A 20,159-nucleotide genomic window follows, 5' to 3' on the forward strand; every position below is an offset into this window, starting at 1 on the left:
GATCGTCAGAGAAACCCTGACAATGGCAAAAATATGTTAAAATTTTGTCTAAATATGTAAAAAAATTTCTTGTCAATCTTTTGCCAAACTTATAAAACAAGGAGAACATACCTTCGGAAACAGGAAAACAAGATGCGAACTCTACTAGCAACCATAACGGCAGTCCTTTTAGCAGGATCCCTAAGTGCACAGACTTATACAGTCTTTATCCACGGAAAATCAGACAAAAATCATAATGGCGTTGGGACCACTGACGTAAACAGCTATTGGGGTTCTTCCGTTAATTCGGTAGGGGGAACAAGAATTTTCATCGGTTATGATGGAACGACTGACCCTAGATCTTACGGATCTTCCAGGGCACAAACTAATATTGCCACAGGTCTTACTAACTATTGCAAAGGATCTAACTCTTGTAAGATCGTTTGCCACTCTGCTGGATGTTATGCAATTGAGTATTGGTTGTCAAACCTTGGTTCAACTGCCTCCTCAAAAGGATTTAATCTTACAAAAGTAACAGCACTTGCTGCGGCTTCTGGTGGATCAGAACTTGCGAACGCTCTGAACGGAATCACTTTCGGATTTGGTGGAAACGCAATGGACAAATCACTTATAGTTACCACAGCTCGTGGTGCTTTCAATCACAACAACACTGCTGGTGTTGCCGTTAACCACGTTCCAGGTTACAAAGGTATGATTGGTGCCTCCCTCATTCTTCCTGGTGAAGATGACTATGCTGTGGCTTACCACTCTTCTTGTGGATACAATAGAACTGGTGGTTTAAATAAATGCCAATCTTCACTCACTCAATACGAAGGGCTCTGGCCATTTGGATCCAATAAAACATACAACCAATACAGTGGACACTACCGTGCTCCTTCTGTTTCTTCCACAGGACTTTATTTAGACCACGGACAAATCAAAACCGAAGGTTGGAGATAAGTTAACCGGTATCATTCAAAGAAAGGAAAAGGAAAAAAAAGATGCGTAGCTCAATCACAACAATACTTGCGATGCTGTTTGCAGGATCGCTCAGTGCCCAAACTTACACTGTGTTCATTCACGGTAAGTCAGACAAAAACCACAACGGTGTGGGAACAACAGACGTAAACGGATACTGGGGTTCTTCCACTAGTTCCGTTTCTGGATCAAAAATTTTCATCGGATACGATGGAACGACTGATCCTAGAACTTACGGATCTTCTCGTGCACAAACAAACATTGCCACAGGTCTTACAAACTATTGCAAAGGATCTAACTCTTGCAAAATCGTTTGCCACTCTGCTGGTTGTTATGCGATTGAGTATTGGTTATCTAACCTTGGTTCTACTGCCTCCTCAAAAGGATTTAATCTTACAAAAGTAACAGCACTTGCTGCAGCTTCTGGTGGATCAGAACTTGCTTCTGCGCTAAACGGAATTACTTTTGGATTTGCAGGAAACGCGATGGACAAATCTCTCATCGTAGGAACCGCTCGTGGTGCTTTCAATCACAACAACACTGCCGGTGTTGCGGTAAACCACGTTCCTGGTTACAAAGGAATGTTTGGAGCTTCTGCCATCCTTCCTGGAGAAGATGACTATGCTGTGGCATACCACTCTTCTTGCGGTTACAACAAAGCAGGTGGACTTAACAAATGCCAATCTTCTCTCACTCAAAGTGAAGGAATCTGGCCTTTTAATTCCAACGTAACCTACACACAATACAGCGGACATTACCGTGCTCCTTCTGTAACTGCGACTGGACTTTACCTCGACCACAGCGAAATCAAATCAGAAGGATATCGGTAAATCGCCGAAACTCCCACTCTTCTCTGAATCAAGAGAAAAGGATAGGTCAGCCAATCGGCTGGCCTTTTTTTTGCCCCAACTATATATAAATTGACATATTTGACTTATTTATGGAATTTGTGTCGTAATATAGAAAATCAGAAAAAGGAAAAAAAAGATGCGTAGCTCAATCACAACGATACTTGCGATGCTGTTTGCAGGATCGCTCAGTGCACAAACATACACCGTGTTCATTCACGGTAAGTCAGACAAAAACCACAACGGCGTGGGAACCACAGACGTAAATTCGTATTGGGGAAGCTCTGCCAATACCGTTTCTGGATCGAAAATTTTCATCGGTTACGATGGAACCACAGATCCTAGAACTTACGGAACTGCCCGCGCACAAACAAACATTGCAACTGGACTCACAAACTATTGCAAAGGGTCCAACTCTTGCAAAATCGTTTGTCACTCAGCAGGATGTTATGCGATTGAATTTTGGTTGTCAAACCTAGGTTCAACGGCATCGGCAAAAGGATTTAACCTCACAAAAGTGACAGCACTTGCTGCTGCTTCTGGTGGATCGGAACTTGCTTCTGCACTCAACGGCGTAACGTTTGGATTTGCAGGAAATGCGATGGACAAATCTCTCATCGTATCAACCGCTCGTGGGGCTTTCAATCACAACAACACTGGTGGAATTCAGATCAACCATGTGCCTGGTTATAAAGGTGCATTTGGAGCTTCTGCCATCCTACCTGGAGAAGATGATTATGCTGTGGCATACCACTCTTCTTGCGGATACAACCGTGCTGGTGGACTTGATAAATGCCAATCTTCTATTGTGAGTGGTAGCACTACTTACACACAATACACTGGTCATCTAAGAGCACCTTCTCTAACAGCAACCGGATTGTATAAGAACCATAGTGAGATTAAAAACGAGGGAACTCGTTAATTCATTAGTTTGAGAAAAGACCCTTTGGTTTTTTTCAAAGGGTTTCGACTGAAAGGCTGAAAGTAATTTCAGCCTTTTTTTGTTTTCATTAAGTGATTCACTTAATTCCTTACGCGTGTTTAATCACTCCTTGTCTTGATTTCCCGATAAACCAGTAATATAAAACAGGAACAGCAAATCGACTGAGGACAGTGGCAGCAATTTCACCAAACATAAGTGAGATAGCAAGACCTTCAAAGATTGGATCAAATAACATCACAAAGGATCCAACCACCACGGCAGAAGCAGTGAGTAACATAGGTCGAAAACGAACTACACCTGCATGGACAACAGCTTCTTTAAGTTCCACACCTTTCCTAATTTCACCTTCGATAAAATCTACAAGTATGATCGAGTTTCTGACAATAATCCCTGCACCAGCGATAAAACCAATCATGGAAGTTGCCGTAAAATAAGCACCCATCGCCCAGTGACCTGGTAAAATTCCAATCAGCGAAATTGGAATTGGTGCCATAATCACAAGGGGAACAGAATAACTTTTAAACCACCCAAGCACTAAAACATAAATGAGTAAAATCACCACAGCAAATGCACCACCTAAATCGCGGAACACTTCATAGGTGATAAACCATTCACCATCCCACTTAATCACAGGTTTTGTTGTATTCCAAGGAACATCTGCAGTTTGTGTTTCATAGTTGATTTTAGGTGCGAGTTTTAACATTCCATATACAGGGGCTTCTTCTTCACCAGAAAGTTCGCTCATCACATAATTGACTGGTTTTAAGTTTTTACGAAAAAGAGCCCGATCTTCTTCCAAATATGGTTTGCCTAAAACACGTTCTGAGGATACAACACCCGATTCCATAGACATGATGTTTTGGTTTTGAAAAGGGTTTTTAGAACCTCGGAAACTTTGGATCACAGAAAGATTCACAGTCACTTCTTCAGGTTCTTCCGCTGTCGCCAAACTGACTAGAGGCGATTCGGAAAAAAGAATAGATCCTGTATAAGCCAGGGCTGAAGTTTTAATTCCATAAAGTCCCGATTTTTCAAAATCGATTGGGTAAACCATTTTTGGACGACCATTTCTAAGAGATGTATCCAAATCTACTACACTTGGTTCCTTACGAAACACTTCGTAAATTTCTTCAGTTACCTTTTTTCGTTCCTGAGCCGTTGGACCATACACTTCTGCCACCATAGTGGCCATCACTGGCGGCCCAGGAGGGATCTCCAATACTTTTGTAATGGCATCATAACGTTCACCAAACTTTTGTATGTCGGATCTTAAAGTTTCGATGATCTCATGGCTTGATTCTTTACGCTCATTTTTATTTTTTAAAATTACCTGCAAATCATTCATCGAATCAAGGTTACGTAAAAATGAATGTTTTACCATTCCCGAAAAAGAAAACGGTGCCGCTTCTCCTGCAAAAATTTGTATTTTTTCCACATTGGGATTTTTTAAAAGAATTTTGGTTAACTCTTCGGAATGCCTCATACTTTGAGTCAGTGTAGTTTCTGGTTTATAATCTAACAAAACTTGAAATTCTTCTTTGTTATCAAAAGGTAACATTTTTACCTTCACCCACTTGAAACCTACAAAGGCCATGGAGATCAGTAATAAACCAATGGTAATAGCTCCAAATACAGCAGCGTTCTTTTTGAAACCTAGTAACCAATTCATAAAACGAATATAAATTTGATCCAGTTTGGAAACTTTATGTTCACCGGATCCGTTTTCTGCATGAGAATGGTTTTCCTTTAGTAATCTAACAGAAGCCCAAGGTGTGATGGCAAAAGCAACGATAAGAGATAGAATCATCGCAAGGCTTGCTCCCACAGGGATTGGTTTCATATAAGGACCCATAAGTCCTCGAACAAAAGCCATTGGTAAAATAGCTGCGATTACTGTAAAGGTAGCAAGGATGGTAGGATTCCCAACTTCCGATACTGCCACGAGTGTGGCACGAATGATTCCTAACTTTGGATTTTCTTCTAAATGCCTTTCAATGTTTTCAACAACAACGATGGCATCATCCACAAGAATCCCAATGGAGAAAATCAAAGCAAATAATGTCACCCGGTTCAAAGTATAACCAAGAAAATAATAAATCGCCAAAGTAAGGGCAAGAGTCACTGGGATTGCAATGGCTACGACAAGAGCAGACCTCCATCCCATCCAAAGCGCAATGAGAACTGTAACAGAAATGGTCGCAATGAGTAAATGTTCTATCAGCTCATGTGATTTATCTTCTGCTGTACTTCCGTAATCACGAATCACACTCAAACGAATTTCTTTTGGTAAATCTTTTTGGAACAAGTTTGCTCTTTCCAATAAATCTTTGGATAAATTGACTACGTTTGTTCCTTTTCTTTTGGCAAACACAATGGTAACTGCATTTCGTTTTCCTTCACCTAAAGATTTATCATACAGGGCAGAAGATTTGGTTCGTTCTTCTGGACCTTCTTCGACAGTTGCCAGGTCTTGGATCCGAACTACTCGCCCACCCCTTTGCGCGACGGGGAGTCGTTTGACATCAGATATTTTTTTGAGTACTCCACCTACCTCAATATCCATAATGGCATCTGAGGACCAATTTTTTCCAGCAGGGATCAAAGCATCGTTTTGTTTCAGACTCATTGCTACTTCAATTGCAGTGACACCAAATCGATTCAAAAGATTAGGATCTACTTTTACCCTTACGACTTTTTTCAAACCACCTAACATTTGCACTGATGCTAAATCAGGAGTAGAAGAGAGTTCACGTGCTAATGGTGCCACCAATTGTCGTAAGTCATAATCGTTCATGTTTTCTGCACTGAAACTCAATGCCAAAAACGGAACATCATCAATGGAATACGATTTTACAATAGGGCTTAAAGTGTTTGGAGGTAGAACATTCTTAACCTCCATCAATTTATGATGGATTTTGACCAAAGAAGGTTCAATAGGTTCTCCCACTTTGAATCGAACAGTGATATAACTTCCATGCCACTTACTAGTGGAATAAATATATTCTACGCCCTCGAGTCCCCATACGGCACGTTCTACAAACTCTGTAACCTTACGTTCCGTCTCTTCTGGTGAAAATCCAGGTGCAGGAATCTGGATATCAATCATAGGAACAGAAATTTGTGGTTCCTCTTCTTTGGGTGTTAAGTATACAGCAAATAACCCCAAGATTAAACTAGCGACCGCAATAACAGGAGTCAGTCTTGAATGCAGAAATGTTTCTGCAAGTCGTCCAGCAAACCCTTTTCTAATTTCTTCCAATGGATTCATTTGATTCTTCCTTATTTGAAAATAATGACGTCTCTGTTCTTACTTGTAAAACAGCGATTTCTGTTTCCATAAGCACACGGGATAATTCAAGAGATTTATTTAATGTTTCTGCAAATTGGATAGCATTGATGGCTCCACTTTGAAAGAGTCTCTGCATATTCACAATTTGTTCGTCTTGGTATTTTACAGTTTCTCTTACCAAATCAAGACTTTCTTTGAGAGAAATTTCTTTTTGAAAAAGAGATTTTACATGAGCTTCTTCTTCCTTAGTTTTCTCTTCGATCTTTTTCAAAGCAGCTTCTGCATTAAGTTTAGATTCTTCGACTGCTCCCATATCTTTTGGATTGTAAAGATTCATTTGTAAATACACACCAGCTTGGTAAGCATTCGAAACGTTACGACTCCCTTGGTATCCATAAGCTTCCGAATAAGCTCCAACTTTAGGTAAAAACTTTGCCATCTCCATATCGCTTTTGAGTCTTTCCCCTTCCGCATATTTGATCTGTGCATTCATTTGATTGGATCTTTCGTAACCGGTAGGGCGTTTGAAGTGTGTATCTAAAAATACATTCAAATCGGATTCAATAATTTCTAATTCAGATGGAGGGAGGTCTGATAGAACATATAAAGTTTCTTTATAATCATTGATTTGTAGATCAGATTGTTTTTCTAAAACGGCAATTTGGTTTTTGATAGATTTTAATGCAAGATAACCTGCATACCCAACGGGATTTCCTTTATTACCAAGTGAATAATTAGATTGGAACCTAGACTCAATTTTCTTAATTTGTTCCAATCTACGTTTGTATTCATTTAAAGTTTGGATCGCTCGGTAATAAAAACCAGTTTGTGCAAACTCCCGGTCTCGGATAGCAAGCCACTCAAACTTAAGACCTGTAGACCTTTTTTCATTCATGGCAGCGAGAGTTTTTCCAGACCCACCTTCATACAATGGTAAATCCATACCAAGTGTTCCGCGAGAATATGTATGACTTCCAGGATAGTTGAGTGTATCTTTAGCAAATAGATTCATTGTATCCGAGTTTAATGTCGAATAAGCTTGGTTATTCGAATCTAAAAAATTTCCTGGCCGATATCTTGTTGAAGCTGTAGAAAAATCAGAATCTGTTGCACTTCGTTGGCTCAATTTTCCCATAAAATTAAGTGTAGGATCATTTGTTTGGAAGGTACGTAAATCGGTATATACTCTAGGTAACCAGTGTTTTTCGGATCTATCTTTGGCAATTTCTCCTGCCTTCCATTCCAAATACTTGGATTTTCTCGCTGAAGAATTTTCCTCAATTCGTTTCCACAAATCACTAAAACCGACGCTCTCCGCAAAGAGAGCCATCGGTCCGACCAAAAGCAAAAAGCTAATGATTGATTTCATATTCTTAATCCCTAACCTTTGGTTCAAAACCAAGTTTGTTCAAAAGAATGGCCATCGGACAAAAGCCAGTGGTTGAAAAAACAACCAGGTTCACACCCACAAGTAGATTCAATAAATACCACCAAGGTGAAACGAAGAATCCCAGTGATACACCCACGAGACTGAAGAGTCCTGCGATGAAAAATACCACTCGTTCCAAATACCAAGTTTTTGTTGAAGCTAGAAACATTACCATACCCCCTATAGTATACAGATACTAAATCCACATATACCCCTGTGGGTATATGTGGCAAGCGATTTATGGATTTTTTACTTAAAAAGAGGGGGGTTAGAGAGAAAAGGCGGCAGAAATTGCTTTTTTTACATCCGTTTCTATGTTTTGTGTGGATTTTTTTTCTTTGAAGCAAGTATCCATATATTCATGGATATAGGCCTCTCCGAACTTTTTCATGGCTTGGTGGGCTGCTTTCAAAAGTAAGATTGCCTTTTCGCAGTCTTTTTCTTCTGTTATGATTGTATTCTTGATTGCTTCCAGCTGTCCCTGGATTCGATTGATACGGTGGATCAGTTTAGTTTGGTTTTCCGAAAAGCTCATACTACATACCCGGCAGGGTATAAGAATCCAGCAAGTAAAAAATGACACCCTTCCCCTTTTCTAAATCACCAGCGTTTATCCTTCCCCAATCTCCCCCCTTCTACCTTTCTAATTTTGGATACTGGGAGGGGGAATCTTCCTACAAAAATGCGGGGATCCGGTTTGTATCAGAATTTGCGAAGGGATGCCAGCTAAAAACAGAATCAAAAATTTTGGAAGTTGGTTCGGGCCTTGGAGGAAGTTTATTATACTGGTCGAAATTTTATCATCCAAAACTCCTATCCGCAATCAATCTCCCTGGAGAACAATCAGAGTTCGCCGAACAATTATTTGGTTCTAATAATATAGAAGTGAAACCTTTCTTAAAAGGTAGTTGGGAAGTTTTGGAATCGTTACCTGATTCTACTTACGATTATGTTTTTTCTTTAGATGCAGCCTATCATTTTAAGAATCTTTCTGAATTTTACAAAGAAAGTTATAGGGTCTTAAAACCAGGAGGAAAGTTTGTTTTCACAAATTTTCAAATCGCAGAAAACAAATTTAAAAAATTTGTATGGCTCTATCTGCCTTTTCTTATACCCAAAGAAAATTTAAAATTGAACGAAGAAACAATTTTAGAATTAAAATCAATGGGATGGAAACAAATAGAAAACCAAAACTGGACCTTATTTGTAATCAAGGGTTTTACCAATCATTCCACAAATTTACCTATTTCCTTAAGAGCATTTGCAAAGGTTTTAGATTGGTTTGTGAATTACCTTGGACTTACTTACTACTATCATGTTTTCGAAAAATAAATCCAAGCAGGAATTACTTTTGTATCAATTCATCTATATTTTGGTTTAACAATCGAGAAGCAACTTGTAACGCAGATTTTGCGCCAGCTTCTAAAAGTGGAATCCCATACAAAGAGTAAGATCCACACAACCAAAGATTACATTTTGTTTGAGAATGTAATGTTGCAATCCTTTGAATGGCTTTAGCTGTTCTTTCATCCATCACTGGTCTTTCAAACTTAGCCACTTTCAATGTATGAACATCATTAGGCAGTTTGTGTGGATTCCAAGTTTGAAATATTTTTTTTCCTTTCAACTCAGGGATGATTCTCCCTAAATCCAAAGTTACCTCAGGTTTATCAAAACCTTCTCTGATTTTAAAAATTAAAGATACCTTAGGATTTAAAAAATACGATTCATCGGTATGTAAGACCACATCACTCGATTCATAACGAAATTCGTTTAAAATTTCTTTTTCTAAATCAAAACCTTCACCAAGTAAATCTTTAGCTTGGTTCGCCTGAGTGGAAAGAATCACATGATCAAACTCTTTTTCCTCATTGGCAAATTGAATGATGGTTTTATGATTTCGTTTATAAATTTTTTGAATTCCAGCATTTAGGTTTAGGTTTTTTAAATTCTCAGTAAGGCGATTCACAACATCCCTTGTTCCTAAACTTGCTGTTTCCTGGGGAGTATAAGAATAACCACGAGAATGGTATCCAATAATGGTTTCTGCAGGATACGCACCTACTGTCTCCGTTTTGCAGGTGTTCACTAAAGCAAATGTTGGCAGAAGGAATTCATAAATAAATTCAGCGGAGTATCCATATTTTACTAAAAAATCTAAAATGGAAATGGACGGATTTTCTTTTTTCCAGTCTTCTTTAGCGTTAGCATAAAACTTCAGTAAATCTGAAAAAATTTGCCTTCCTTTCCCTGTTCGAAAAGAATCCATAGTTGGTATTCCAAAAGGAATACCAAAGATTTGGTGGGAACGAAATCCAAAAACAGAATCACCATTCGATTCCACAGAAAATGAATAATCCACCGGCCTTGTTTTGATTCCTGCCTTATCATACACTTGAAAGAGAGTTGGATAATAGTCGCGTTTGATGGTTCTAAACGGAATATCAAATTCAATATTTTTCCCATCAATCGTTTGTATGGCTCCAAAAGCAGCCATACCAATCTCTGGATGTTTCTCAAATAAAGTTACATCCTTATACTTTCCGATTGCCCATGCTGCTGTAAGTCCAGTGATTCCAGAGCCAACGACTGCAATCACTTCATACTTCCCGTTTTTAAGAATTGAACATGCCAAGAAAGTGCTCTTTCTAAATCGTGAGGTGTATGTTTTCCTTTTGAAACGCGAAGGGCATTTTCATAATATTCACGAAGTTTATCTCGGTAAATGGGATGAGCACAGTTATTAATAATGAGTTCTGCTCTTTTTTTAGGAGGACAACCCCTAAGATCAGCTAACCCTTGTTCTGTTACAAATATCATAGTTGAATGTTCATTATGATCTGTATGTGATACCATTGGGACCACTGCAGAAATATTTCCGTCTTTGGCAAGCGATGGTGTCATAAAAATACATAAATGGGAATTTCGAGTAAAATCACCCGATCCACCAATTCCATTCATCATTGATGTTCCCATTACATGAGTGGAATTTACGTTTCCATAAATATCAACTTCGATTGCCGTATTCATAGCAATGAGTCCCATACGTCGAATCACTTCTGGATGGTTTGATATTTCTTGCGGACGAATGATAAACTTAGATTTCCATTCTGATATGTTTTCGTGGAATCTCCGCAGGCCTGCATCTGAAAAAGTCAACGCAGAGGTAGATGCAATTTCTAATTTGCCTGCATCAATCAAATCAAATACAGAATCCTGAACTACTTCTGTATACATTTGTATCGAGTGGAAGTTTGGATCTTTCGCCATACTAGAAAGAACTGCGTTTGCGATATTCCCTACTCCATTTTGAAATGGAAGATATTCTTTAGGAATTCTTCCTTTTTTAATTTCATGTTGGATGAACGACAATACGTGAGCGGCAATGTTTTGACAATCTTCATCAGGAGTTTTAAAAACCGTAGAGGCATCTGGTTTACTAGATCGAACAATCCCTTTGATTTTATCAGGTGGGACTTGAATGTACGGTAATCCAATACGATCCCCAGGTGTAAGAATATTAATAGGAAGTCCTTTTTCATGATGGTTGGGAAGATATACATCATGATAACCTTTTAACTCTAACGGATGAGTATCTGTTAATTCAATATAAACTGATTCTGCATTTTGAATGTAAGTGGCACTCATCCCTGAAGAAGTAGAAAGATAAATTTTTCCATCTGTGGTTACGTCAATTGCTTCTACAATAGCGGCATCAATTTTTGGTAAAATTCCATGTTCGATGTATTTTACAACATGAGATAAATGCATATCGATGAAATCAGTTTCACCTTGGTTGATAAGATTACGCAGATGCGAATTCGATTGGTATGGAATTCTTAATTTTAGTGCACCCGTTTTTGCTAATGCACCATCCAATTCCTCACCAGTGGAAGCACCGGCATATAAATTAATAGAGAACTCTTTGCCTAATTTTTTTTCTTCTTCAATTCGTTTGGCAAAGGCTACTGGAATGAGTTTAGGGTATCCAGCCGGTGTAAATCCAGAACATCCTAGAGTGACATGTTGGGGGAGAAGTGCTGCCACTTCTTCTGCTGTTTTAATTTTTTGTTCAATTAAAGGGTTTGTAACGGCCATAATTTTAAATTCTCTTCTTTGACCAAAGATAAAGAGATTGCCTAAAAATAAAAAGTCCAAATTCTGAACGTATGGATTTTCTCTTATATCTGTATTGTTTGCTATTTGGAATCATTCTGGTTGCGCCTTTTTTAGTCTTTTATTACAGATTCCGACTGGATGAATCACCCTTTGGTAAAGATGAAGGAGCTTATCTAAAACCTCTTACAGAAAAGAAAAACAATTTGTTAGATTCACTGAAAGACATTCGTTCCGACTTTGATTCGGGCAAATTGACAGAGGAAGAATTCCAAACCCAATCCCTTCCTTATATTGAAGCTTTGGATTCTTTAGAAGCAGAACTTAAAGAAAAAAAGGCAAATGTGGCAACTCTCCCCACTCCCAAAATCAACGAAAATTGGACTTGTGCTAACTGCGGTTCGTTTGTTGCCGTTCCCGGTGCAAAATTCTGTCCTAATTGTGGAACAAGTCGTTTAGCTTAAAAAAGTTATCATTTATTAGAACCTGAAAACTGCATATCATACAAACGTTTGTATTTAGAGTTTTGGTTTTTTAATAAATCAGTATGACTTCCACTTTCTACGATTTCACCGTTTTCTAAATAATAAATTGTGTCTGCAATTTTGACCGTAGATAAACGGTGAGCAATGATGATAACCGTTTTGTTTTCATACAACCTAACAAATGCTTGTTGAATCAGGCGCTCCGATTCTGTATCTAAAGCAGAAGTTGCCTCATCCAAAATCAATACTTCTGGGTTGGCAAGTAAAGTCCTTGCAATAGAAATCCTTTGTCTTTGACCACCCGACAACATCACTCCACGTTCTCCGACAATGGTATCATACCCTTCTTCAAAGGCTTCTATAAACTCAGAGGCGAAGGCATCTTCGGCTGCTCTTCTCACTTCTTCCTCAGATGCGTCCGGTTTTCCGAAAGCAATATTTTCACGAATCGAACCGTTAAATAAAAAGATATTTTGCGAAACCACACCGATACGTTGGCGTAAATTATCTAAACTGATATCTTTTGCGTTTACACCATCCCAAAAAATCCCACCTTCACTGGGATCGATTAATCTTGGCAAAAGATCAACTAACGTTGATTTACCTGCTCCAGAAGAACCAACAATCGCAATGGTTCCGCCACGGGGCAAACTAAGATTGATATTCTTCAGTGCATAAATATCTGTATTAGGATATAAATAAGAAACGTTTTTATACTCAATGGACTTAGAAAGTGGACCTAAAGAATTTGGGACTTCCGGTTCCTTAATATCAACATCTCTTCCCAAAATTTCGAATACACGATCACTTGCAATGACAGAAGCTTGGATTAAATTCACAAGAATACTCATCTGTTTTAACGGGCGCATCAAAAAAATCAAGGTTAGAAAAAAAGCAATGAACATCCCTTTTGAAAAACTTGCATCTTCTAATAAGTAAGCCCCTATTCCTAAAAAAACCATAGTCACAACGGAACCAGATAACTCTGTCAAGGCGGGACCTATCTGGTGGTAAAAATGTGTTTTAAAAGTTTTATCTGAAAGGTTTTGGTTTACTTTAAAAAATCGGTCGGCTTCTTTATCTTCCATTGAAAATGCTCGGATCACTCGAATTCCAGAAATTACTTCCTGAAGATCCCCATTCAACTCAGATAGCTGTTCTTGTTGGTTTTTTGTGGTTCGTCTGATTCGATCAGCGAATGTACTGACAGGTCCCACAATCAGCGGAATTACAATAAATAATAAAAAAAACAATTTCCAACTTAATACAAGTAAGATGATCAAATGAGTGACTATATAAAAGAAATCATTGATCGCATCTTTTAAGTCATTGGAAACGACTTTTCCAACAATATCCACGTCATTGATCACCCGACTCATAAGTACACCAGTCTTTTCACGATAGAACTCATTTAATGGTAATACTTGCAGTTTTTTATAGAGAGCTTGTCTAAGATCACTGACAGCAAGTAGACCTGCTGAATTGACAAAGTAAACTGTTCCCGCAAGACATAGGAGTTTCAAAAAGTAAATAGGAAGGATGATTAAACAAAATAGATATACAAGATCATCCGGTTTTTTATCTGCCAGTTCTTCGTTTGTTTTTTGTTTGAGATTGGCAAATTGCCATTCCCAGTATTTGAGTCCCTCGAGTTGGTTTGGTTTGTTGTATTCTGAAAGCAAGGTTTGGTCTTTTTTGGTAAGAGCAATTTGGAACTTGTAATTTTCACCAGTACCCAAGGAATCAAAAATAGGAATCAGAGACGTGAGGGAGGCCCCATTAAATATAGAAACAAATATAGACAGAAATATACCAATACTGAGTCTGTATTTGTATTTTGCCAAGTATGGCCAGAGTTTTCGGTAAATCTTCACGTATGAGAACCTTATCCCTTGTTTTCTTTCTCTTGTCCCTCACTTTTTGCCAAAAGGAAACTCCCCATTTTGACTTAAAAATTGCTCTTCCCTCTGATCCGGCACATTTGGATCCCCTTTTCCTGACTGATTTGTCAGGTCAAAAATTAGCAAAGTTCCTCCACCAAGGATTATTTACTCGAGAGAAAAATGGTTTTCTTTCTCCATGGATTCTTTCTTACAAAAAACTTCCACACGCAAAAAATGAAGTCTGGCGCTTCCAACTGCATTCCCATGCACCGAGTCTTTCCGATATCGAATACAGTTTATCCCGTTTAATTTTTGAATCCTATCCGAGAAAAGGGGATTACCAATTCTTAATTTCTGTTCGTTTGTTTAAAGAAAACCAAATCGATTTAGAATTCAAACCAGGTACCAAAGAAACAGAGTGGAAAGAAAAACTCAGTTTGCCTTTTGCTTCCATCATTGGAAAAGAGGAATGGAAAAAGGGAATTTTAAAGTCTTACGGAAAATACAAACTCAGCACTTGGAAAAAAAATGAATTTTTAGACTTAGAGTTACAAAGCAAAACAGATCTTGAGTTTCCTAAAAAAATTCGATTTTTAATTTTACCACAATCCTCCACTTCTTTATTTTTATACAAAAAACACCAATTAGATGCATTCAAACTTACAGACTTTCTACTTTCCTTACCCGAAGCTAATTCTGAATTCACTCTGACAAAAAGAGGAAGGTCTGTTCAGTATGTGGCAATCAACCAAAACAATCCATGTTTTGATATTCATTTTCGTAAAGCGCTCAATTTAGCAATCCCCCGCGAAATGATCATTCAGAAATTATTAGAAAACCATGCAGATTTCACTTATGGACCTGTTCCTTTTACCTACATGGAAGGAATATCAAAGTTTCAAGTTATCCCAAAAGAAACTTATGATCCAAAACTGGCGATAGAGGAACTAAAAAGATCCACTTGTTTTTCAAAACTGAAAACGACAAAATTAGAATTTAGAATGCGAGGTGATGATGAAAACCAAGCAAAAGGGAGAGCCATCAAACAGGCATTAGAGGAAATAGGACTAAAGATCCAAATCAAACCAATTGAGAAAGCTCCCTTATATAAAGAAAATGGAGAAGGCAAAGGAGACCTTACATTACTCACTTGGTATTCCGATTTTGATTCGGTTTGGAATTTTTTAGATCCACTCTTTCATCCGAACAAAGTTGGTAATGGAGGGAACCGCTCTTTCTATAAAAATGCGGAGGTAGGTAAAATTCTGGACCAACCTTTTAAAAATGATAAGGATGCCCTTCAAGTTATTGAAAGAATTCGCGAAGACAAACCTTGGATTTTTCTTTGGTCCATCCAGGAAAACTATTTAGTATCTAAGGATTTTCTTCGTTATACCGCACTCGTCGATTTTCTATAACGGGAGGTTCCAATTCTACCGAATCCACAGCAGTTGGCCGAATTCGACTTCCTTGCACATCATAAGTAGAAATTTCTGAATCATCATCCTCAACCTCTTCTGGTTTGAGATTAACATTTTGATTTACAGGCTCTTGTTTTACAAAACCAGCTCTTTTCGGCGGTAAATCTCCAATATAATAGTACTGCGCATACAAAGGCACCTTACAGACGTAATCTGGATTTGGTTCAATGATAGTACCATCATCAGCACAAACATCCACCTTTACAAAATCCCCTACAAAATTAGAAATCAACTGATTTCCCATTCCGAGTTTTGATTTTACGTTTTGTGTATAACGGTACCAAATCCCACCAGAAACCCCAGATCCTGAACCAGGGAAAGGTGCTCCTTCATCATGCCCCACCCAAACAACGGTTACATTTCTAGGAGTAAGTCCAGCAAACCATACATCACGAACTCCTTTTAATCCTTTCCATCTTGAGGATTTAAGTTTGGGAGATTGAACAGTTCCTGTTTTTCCAGCGTATAAAAAAGGTTCTCCCTCTTTTCGCTTTAAAGTCATTGTTCCTTCCTCTGTAAGGACAGATTGTAAAGTATTGATAGCCATAGCACAAGCAACAGGATCTAATATTTGTTCTGCGGCCTCATTAGGAACTGTGCTATAAAACTCGTTCCCATCTAAATCTGTAATTTTTAAAATTTTTCTAGGCGTGACTCGCCTTCCCCCATTCATAAGAGTTGCATACACCACAGAAAGTTCCATAGGACTCAGTTCCCCAGAACCAAGTGCTAACGATAAATTTCTTTGAAACCTAGCTTCTGCTTCTTCTTCAGGGATGGAAAGAATGGCACTTAGCTTTTGGATAAAATACGAAATCCCAATTTCATGTAATAATTTTACGGAGACTGTATTCACAGATTGTGCGAGTGCTTGTCTAACTGTTATCTCACCTTTATAGCCCTTATACCAGTTCTTCGGTGAATAACCAGAGATGTCTAATTTTTCGTCTTTGATTTTTGAGGAAGGGTTTACGATTCTTTTTTCAAAGGCTAATGCATAAACAAGAGCTTTGATCGTGGAACCAGGTTGCCTTCTTGCTTCTTCTGCACGATTGAATCGAAAAACATTTGAGATTTTATATCCACCAACTAATGCTTCAATATCTCCTGTTTCAGGATCAAGAGAAATCATTGATCCACTTAGTTGTGGTAAAATCGCCCTTGTTACTTCTGCTAAATCAGCTTTTCCTTTACTTTGATAATCTGATTCTTGTTTGGTGAGATCTGCTCTTACTGAATCAACACCAACACGTAAAGCTTCTTCAGCAAATCTTTGTTTTTCCAAATCTAAAGTTGTATATACAAGTAAACCTCGTTCTTCTAAATCTTCATTAGAAAATCGCTCTAATATAAATCTTCTGATTTCCGAATTAAAATCTGGAGCCAAGTTAACTCGAAAATCTTTGTCTGCACCATATTTTCCAATTTCACTCGAATATTTCGGATTTCCTTCTTCGTCTTTGGTTTCCTTGACTTTATAGATGGTTCTAAACTTTTTTAAATTAAGTTCAATGGAATCTGAGAACTTATGAGGAATCTCTTTTTGCGAGGGATGAAGCTCAGGATTCCTTGCCATATCGTATAACACACGTTTTTGTCTGGAAAGTGCGATTCCTAAGTTGCGAACAGGATTGTATACACTAGGAGCGGGGATAATTCCCACAAGTAAGGCTGCTTCTTCTGGACTTAGTTCTGAAGCCGGTTTTCGAAAATAATATCTAGCAGCTTCTTCAACACCAGTATTTCCTTCCCCCAAAAATATTTGGTTTAAATACATGGCCAAAATTTCTTCCTTAGAATATTGGCTCTCGATATAAAAAGTGCAATAAAGTTCAGTTAGTTTATTAAATAAATTACGTTTTCCTAAGTTTAAAGTTAGTTTTGCTAACTGTTGTGAGATGGTAGATCCACCTTGGGACAATCGAAATTGGATTAGATTTGTCACTACAGCACGACCAATGGCCGTATAGTTTAATCCAGAGTGGGAAAAAAATTCCCGATCCTCAGAAGAAAGAACGGCCCAAACAAGGACATTATGTTTTCCTAAATTGTCTGTTCGAATGGGCCTGAAGTTTCTCCTATAAAACTCTCCCATAACTTTTCCACTGCGGTCCAAAATCTTAACTGACTTCGGTTGAAAACTATCATAAAAGTTAGAAACTTCGGATCTATATTTTTCTAGCGATTTATGGACACGAGCTTCTTCGCCTGACCAAACCACATACGCCCCACCCAAAAAGAAAAAAGATAAAAAAACACCAAAAATAAACCCTAAAGTCAAAAAACGGACTCGCCTAACCCAAAAAAAGCGAACTAGATCTTTTAAGTGACCGTATAATACTTCCAAGATGAGAACAAAAGAATTGGATTGATGGTTCATCTCTTTTTACCTTTGGATTTCGGAAAGACCAACTCTTCCACTTCTTCAAAACGAGTCACAGGATAAAAAGTTACACCCCTCTTTACATAATCAGGAATTTCTTGGAATGCCTTTTCGTTATCTTTAGGGAAAATGATTTTTTTTACACCCACACGTTTTGCAGCCACGATTTTTTCTCGTAATCCGCCAATAGCAAGCACTTCACCAGTTAACGTAAGTTCTCCGGTCATACCAAAACCAGGAGCAATCACACGATCTGTTACAAGTGATAAAAGTGCAGTAGCCATTGTAATCCCAGCACTAGGCCCATCTTTGGGAGTGGCACCATCTGGGACATGTAAGTGAATCGCTTTTTTCTCAAATAAACTATCATTGTTCACATAATTTTTAACAAACGATAATGCTATGTTTGCCGACTCTTCCATCATTTTTCCCATCTGACCGGTAAGTGTCAGTCCACCTTTACCTGGGATGAGGACTGCTTCGATCAGGAGTGTTGAACCTCCTGCATTAGTCCATGCAAGTCCCAGAGCCGTTCCAGGGACTTTTGGGATGGTCATTCGATCATCCACAAAAGGAGGGGGACCTAAGTATTCTACTAAATCTTTTTCTCGAATTTCTTTGGAATACTTATCCTTTAACACTTGTTTTAAGGCAATTTTACGAACTAATTTATCGAAAGTTTTTTCAAGTCCACGTAATCCCGATTCTCTAGAATAAGAATTGATAAGGACCGATACTGTTTCCTTTTTCATGGAAAAGGAATCAGGATTTAATCCATTTTTTTCAAAGATTTTTTTCCAAAGATATTTTTGGAATATTTGTACCTTTTCTTCTGTGATATATCCAGAAAGTTGAATGACTTCCATACGATCGAGTAAAACTCGAGGAATTGGTTCAAATGTGTTTGCAGTTGCTATGAAAAGTACATCAGATAAATCAAACGGCAAATCTAAATAATGATCTCTAAAATTGGAATTTTGTTCAGGATCTAAAACTTCGAGTAAGGCTGCTTGTGGATCTCCTTGGTATCCTTGCGACATCTTATCAATTTCATCTAAAAGAATCACAGTGTCTCTTTCTTTTGTAATTTTTAATGCGCTGATCAGTTTACCAGGCATGGCACCAATATAAGTTCGCCTATGTCCTTTGATTTCAGCCTCATCTCTGACTCCACCCACAGAAAAACGATAAAATTTACGACCCAAAGCTTCTGCCACTGACTTAGCAATGGAAGTTTTACCCACACCAGGTGGGCCCACCAAACAAAGAATCGATCCTTTACTTTTTGGATTTAATTTATGTACTGCTAAAAATTCTAAAATTCTTTCTTTCACATCTTCTAATTTGTGATGATCCCGATTGAGAATTTTTTTGGCATGAAGTAGATTTACATCTTTTTCGGCAGGTTTTTCCCAAGGAAGTGCATCTACCAAATCTAAATAATTTCGAATGACATTATAATCACTGGAGATAGGATCTGAATTTTTAAACTTATCAATTTCCCTTTCTATTTCTACGATAATTTCTTCAGCCACCGGGATGGCCTTCAATCGCTCCAAAAGTTTGTCGTATTTGATTTCGGTTTTATCTTCTCCGACCCCTAACTCTTGTTGGATGGCCTTTAGCTGTTCTCTGAGAAAAAATTGGCGTTGTTGGTTATCTATTTTGTCGTTAATTTGTTCTTGGATTTTTTTCTGGAGAACTACCAACTCTATTTCTTTTTTTAAGAATAATAAAACCTTTTCTAAACGATCGTTGATCTGAATCGCTTCAATGACAGATTGGTATTCTTCTTTTTCTAAGTTTAGAATCGAACAAACAAAATCAGCCATTTTTGCTGGTTCATTCACATTCATCATAGTCAGTTTCATATCTTCCGTAAACAGAGGATTGTTTTGCGCGAGTTCTTTGGTCAAAATAAGTAAGGTTCTCATCAGAGCCTTGATATTATTTTTACTAGTACCCAACTCCTCTTCCGGATAACTTACATTAGCTATCAATGCGGGCTCTTTTGTATGAATGGAATTGATTTTAAATCTTTGAATGGTATTTACTAAAATATTCATTCCACCATCGGGTAGATTGATTTTTTTCAAAATTCGAGCCACCACACCGATTTGGAATATATTATCTTCCGAAGGAAGGTCAGACTCATCTTCTTTTAAAAGGATAAGTCCCAAAAACCCAGCTCCTTTGGATGACTCTTCAATGGATTGAATGAATCTACCGGGTGGAACAATTAAAGGTGTGATGATTCCTGGAAATACTGGTCTTACCTTAATGGGGAGAAGAAAAATTTGTTTAGGAAGAGAGTCTTCCATTCTCGCCAGTTTTGTTGAGTTTTC

The 20,159-nt window shown here is 38.0% G+C and carries 15 protein-coding genes; 6 read left to right on the forward strand and 9 right to left on the reverse strand.

Annotated elements, in window-relative coordinates; genetic code table 11:
* Nucleotides 1–132: 132 nt before the first annotated feature.
* The 3 genes from EHR07_RS07345 to EHR07_RS07355 all read left to right on the forward strand — a co-directional run bounded on the left by EHR07_RS07345 (nucleotide 133) and on the right by EHR07_RS07355 (nucleotide 2,727).
* Nucleotides 133–939, forward strand: a complete 807-nt coding sequence (locus EHR07_RS07345; RefSeq protein ID WP_135744497.1) for a hypothetical protein — start codon at nucleotides 133–135, stop codon at nucleotides 937–939.
* Between the two features lie 41 nt (nucleotides 940–980).
* Nucleotides 981–1,787, forward strand: a complete 807-nt coding sequence (locus tag EHR07_RS07350) for a hypothetical protein (RefSeq protein ID WP_135744498.1) — start codon at nucleotides 981–983, stop codon at nucleotides 1,785–1,787.
* Between the two features lie 157 nt (nucleotides 1,788–1,944).
* Nucleotides 1,945–2,727 carry a hypothetical protein gene (locus EHR07_RS07355; protein WP_135744499.1) on the forward strand — a complete coding sequence of 261 codons (783 nt, stop codon included), beginning with the start codon at nucleotides 1,945–1,947 and terminating at the stop codon, nucleotides 2,725–2,727.
* Nucleotides 2,728–2,836: 109 nt separating this feature from the next.
* Here the strand turns inward: EHR07_RS07355 and EHR07_RS07360 are convergent, their stop codons facing one another.
* From EHR07_RS07360 to EHR07_RS07375, 4 genes are all read right to left on the reverse strand, one after another.
* The gene (locus tag EHR07_RS07360) at nucleotides 2,837–6,016 is read right to left on the reverse strand and encodes an efflux RND transporter permease subunit (protein ID WP_135744500.1); all 3,180 of its coding nucleotides are present in this window, start codon (nucleotides 6,014–6,016) and stop codon (nucleotides 2,837–2,839) included.
* Nucleotides 5,994–7,406, reverse strand: coding sequence for a TolC family protein (locus tag EHR07_RS07365; RefSeq protein WP_135744501.1), 1,413 nt, complete (start codon nucleotides 7,404–7,406; stop codon nucleotides 5,994–5,996). The genes EHR07_RS07360 and EHR07_RS07365 overlap by 23 nt, the downstream gene beginning before the upstream one ends.
* A gap of 4 nt (nucleotides 7,407–7,410) precedes the next feature.
* A complete protein-coding gene (locus EHR07_RS07370) occupies nucleotides 7,411–7,635 on the reverse strand; it encodes a YgaP-like transmembrane domain (RefSeq protein WP_135744502.1) in 225 nt (74 codons plus the stop codon).
* Between the two features lie 99 nt (nucleotides 7,636–7,734).
* Nucleotides 7,735–8,001, reverse strand: coding sequence for a metal-sensitive transcriptional regulator (locus EHR07_RS07375; RefSeq protein WP_135744503.1), 267 nt, complete (start codon nucleotides 7,999–8,001; stop codon nucleotides 7,735–7,737).
* A gap of 41 nt (nucleotides 8,002–8,042) precedes the next feature.
* Here EHR07_RS07375 and EHR07_RS07380 point away from each other — a divergent pair, with 41 nt between their 5' ends.
* Nucleotides 8,043–8,798 (forward strand): SAM-dependent methyltransferase, encoded by a 756-nt coding sequence (locus EHR07_RS07380; RefSeq protein ID WP_135744504.1) that lies wholly within the window; start codon nucleotides 8,043–8,045, stop codon nucleotides 8,796–8,798.
* A 13-nt stretch (nucleotides 8,799–8,811) separates the two neighbouring features.
* Here the strand turns inward: EHR07_RS07380 and EHR07_RS07385 are convergent, their stop codons facing one another.
* Both EHR07_RS07385 and EHR07_RS07390 read right to left on the reverse strand, forming a co-directional pair.
* The gene (locus tag EHR07_RS07385; protein ID WP_135746218.1) at nucleotides 8,812–10,065 is read right to left on the reverse strand and encodes an NAD(P)-binding protein; all 1,254 of its coding nucleotides are present in this window, start codon (nucleotides 10,063–10,065) and stop codon (nucleotides 8,812–8,814) included.
* Nucleotides 10,062–11,564 carry a succinate CoA transferase gene (locus EHR07_RS07390; protein WP_135744505.1) on the reverse strand — a complete coding sequence of 501 codons (1,503 nt, stop codon included), beginning with the start codon at nucleotides 11,562–11,564 and terminating at the stop codon, nucleotides 10,062–10,064. Before EHR07_RS07390 ends, EHR07_RS07385 begins: the two co-directional genes overlap by 4 nt.
* Nucleotides 11,565–11,635: 71 nt before the next feature.
* On the opposite strand from EHR07_RS07390, the gene EHR07_RS07395 reads away from it, so the two are divergent.
* A complete protein-coding gene (locus EHR07_RS07395) occupies nucleotides 11,636–12,046 on the forward strand; it encodes a zinc ribbon domain-containing protein (RefSeq protein ID WP_135744506.1) in 411 nt (136 codons plus the stop codon).
* Between the two features lie 8 nt (nucleotides 12,047–12,054).
* Here EHR07_RS07395 and EHR07_RS07400 read toward each other — a convergent pair whose 3' ends face one another.
* Nucleotides 12,055–13,941: an ABC transporter ATP-binding protein gene (locus EHR07_RS07400; RefSeq protein ID WP_135744507.1), complete on the reverse strand. Its 1,887-nt coding sequence runs from the start codon at nucleotides 13,939–13,941 to the stop codon at nucleotides 12,055–12,057.
* A gap of 2 nt (nucleotides 13,942–13,943) precedes the next feature.
* Between EHR07_RS07400 and EHR07_RS07405 the strand changes: the two genes are divergently transcribed.
* A complete protein-coding gene (locus tag EHR07_RS07405) occupies nucleotides 13,944–15,368 on the forward strand; it encodes an ABC transporter substrate-binding protein (RefSeq protein ID WP_135744508.1) in 1,425 nt (474 codons plus the stop codon).
* Here EHR07_RS07405 and EHR07_RS07410 read toward each other — a convergent pair.
* Nucleotides 15,325–17,811 carry a transglycosylase domain-containing protein gene (locus EHR07_RS07410; protein WP_135744509.1) on the reverse strand — a complete coding sequence of 829 codons (2,487 nt, stop codon included), beginning with the start codon at nucleotides 17,809–17,811 and terminating at the stop codon, nucleotides 15,325–15,327. The two genes, EHR07_RS07405 and EHR07_RS07410, sit on opposite strands and share 44 nt — an antisense overlap.
* Complete coding sequence (gene lon / locus EHR07_RS07415) at nucleotides 17,808–20,135, reverse strand: endopeptidase La (protein ID WP_238752919.1); 2,328 nt, start codon at nucleotides 20,133–20,135, stop codon at nucleotides 17,808–17,810. The genes EHR07_RS07410 and lon overlap by 4 nt, the downstream gene beginning before the upstream one ends.
* Nucleotides 20,136–20,159: the final 24 nt, after the last annotated feature.

Source organism: Leptospira bandrabouensis (assembly GCF_004770905.1).
Taxonomy (GTDB): domain Bacteria; phylum Spirochaetota; class Leptospiria; order Leptospirales; family Leptospiraceae; genus Leptospira_A; species Leptospira_A bandrabouensis.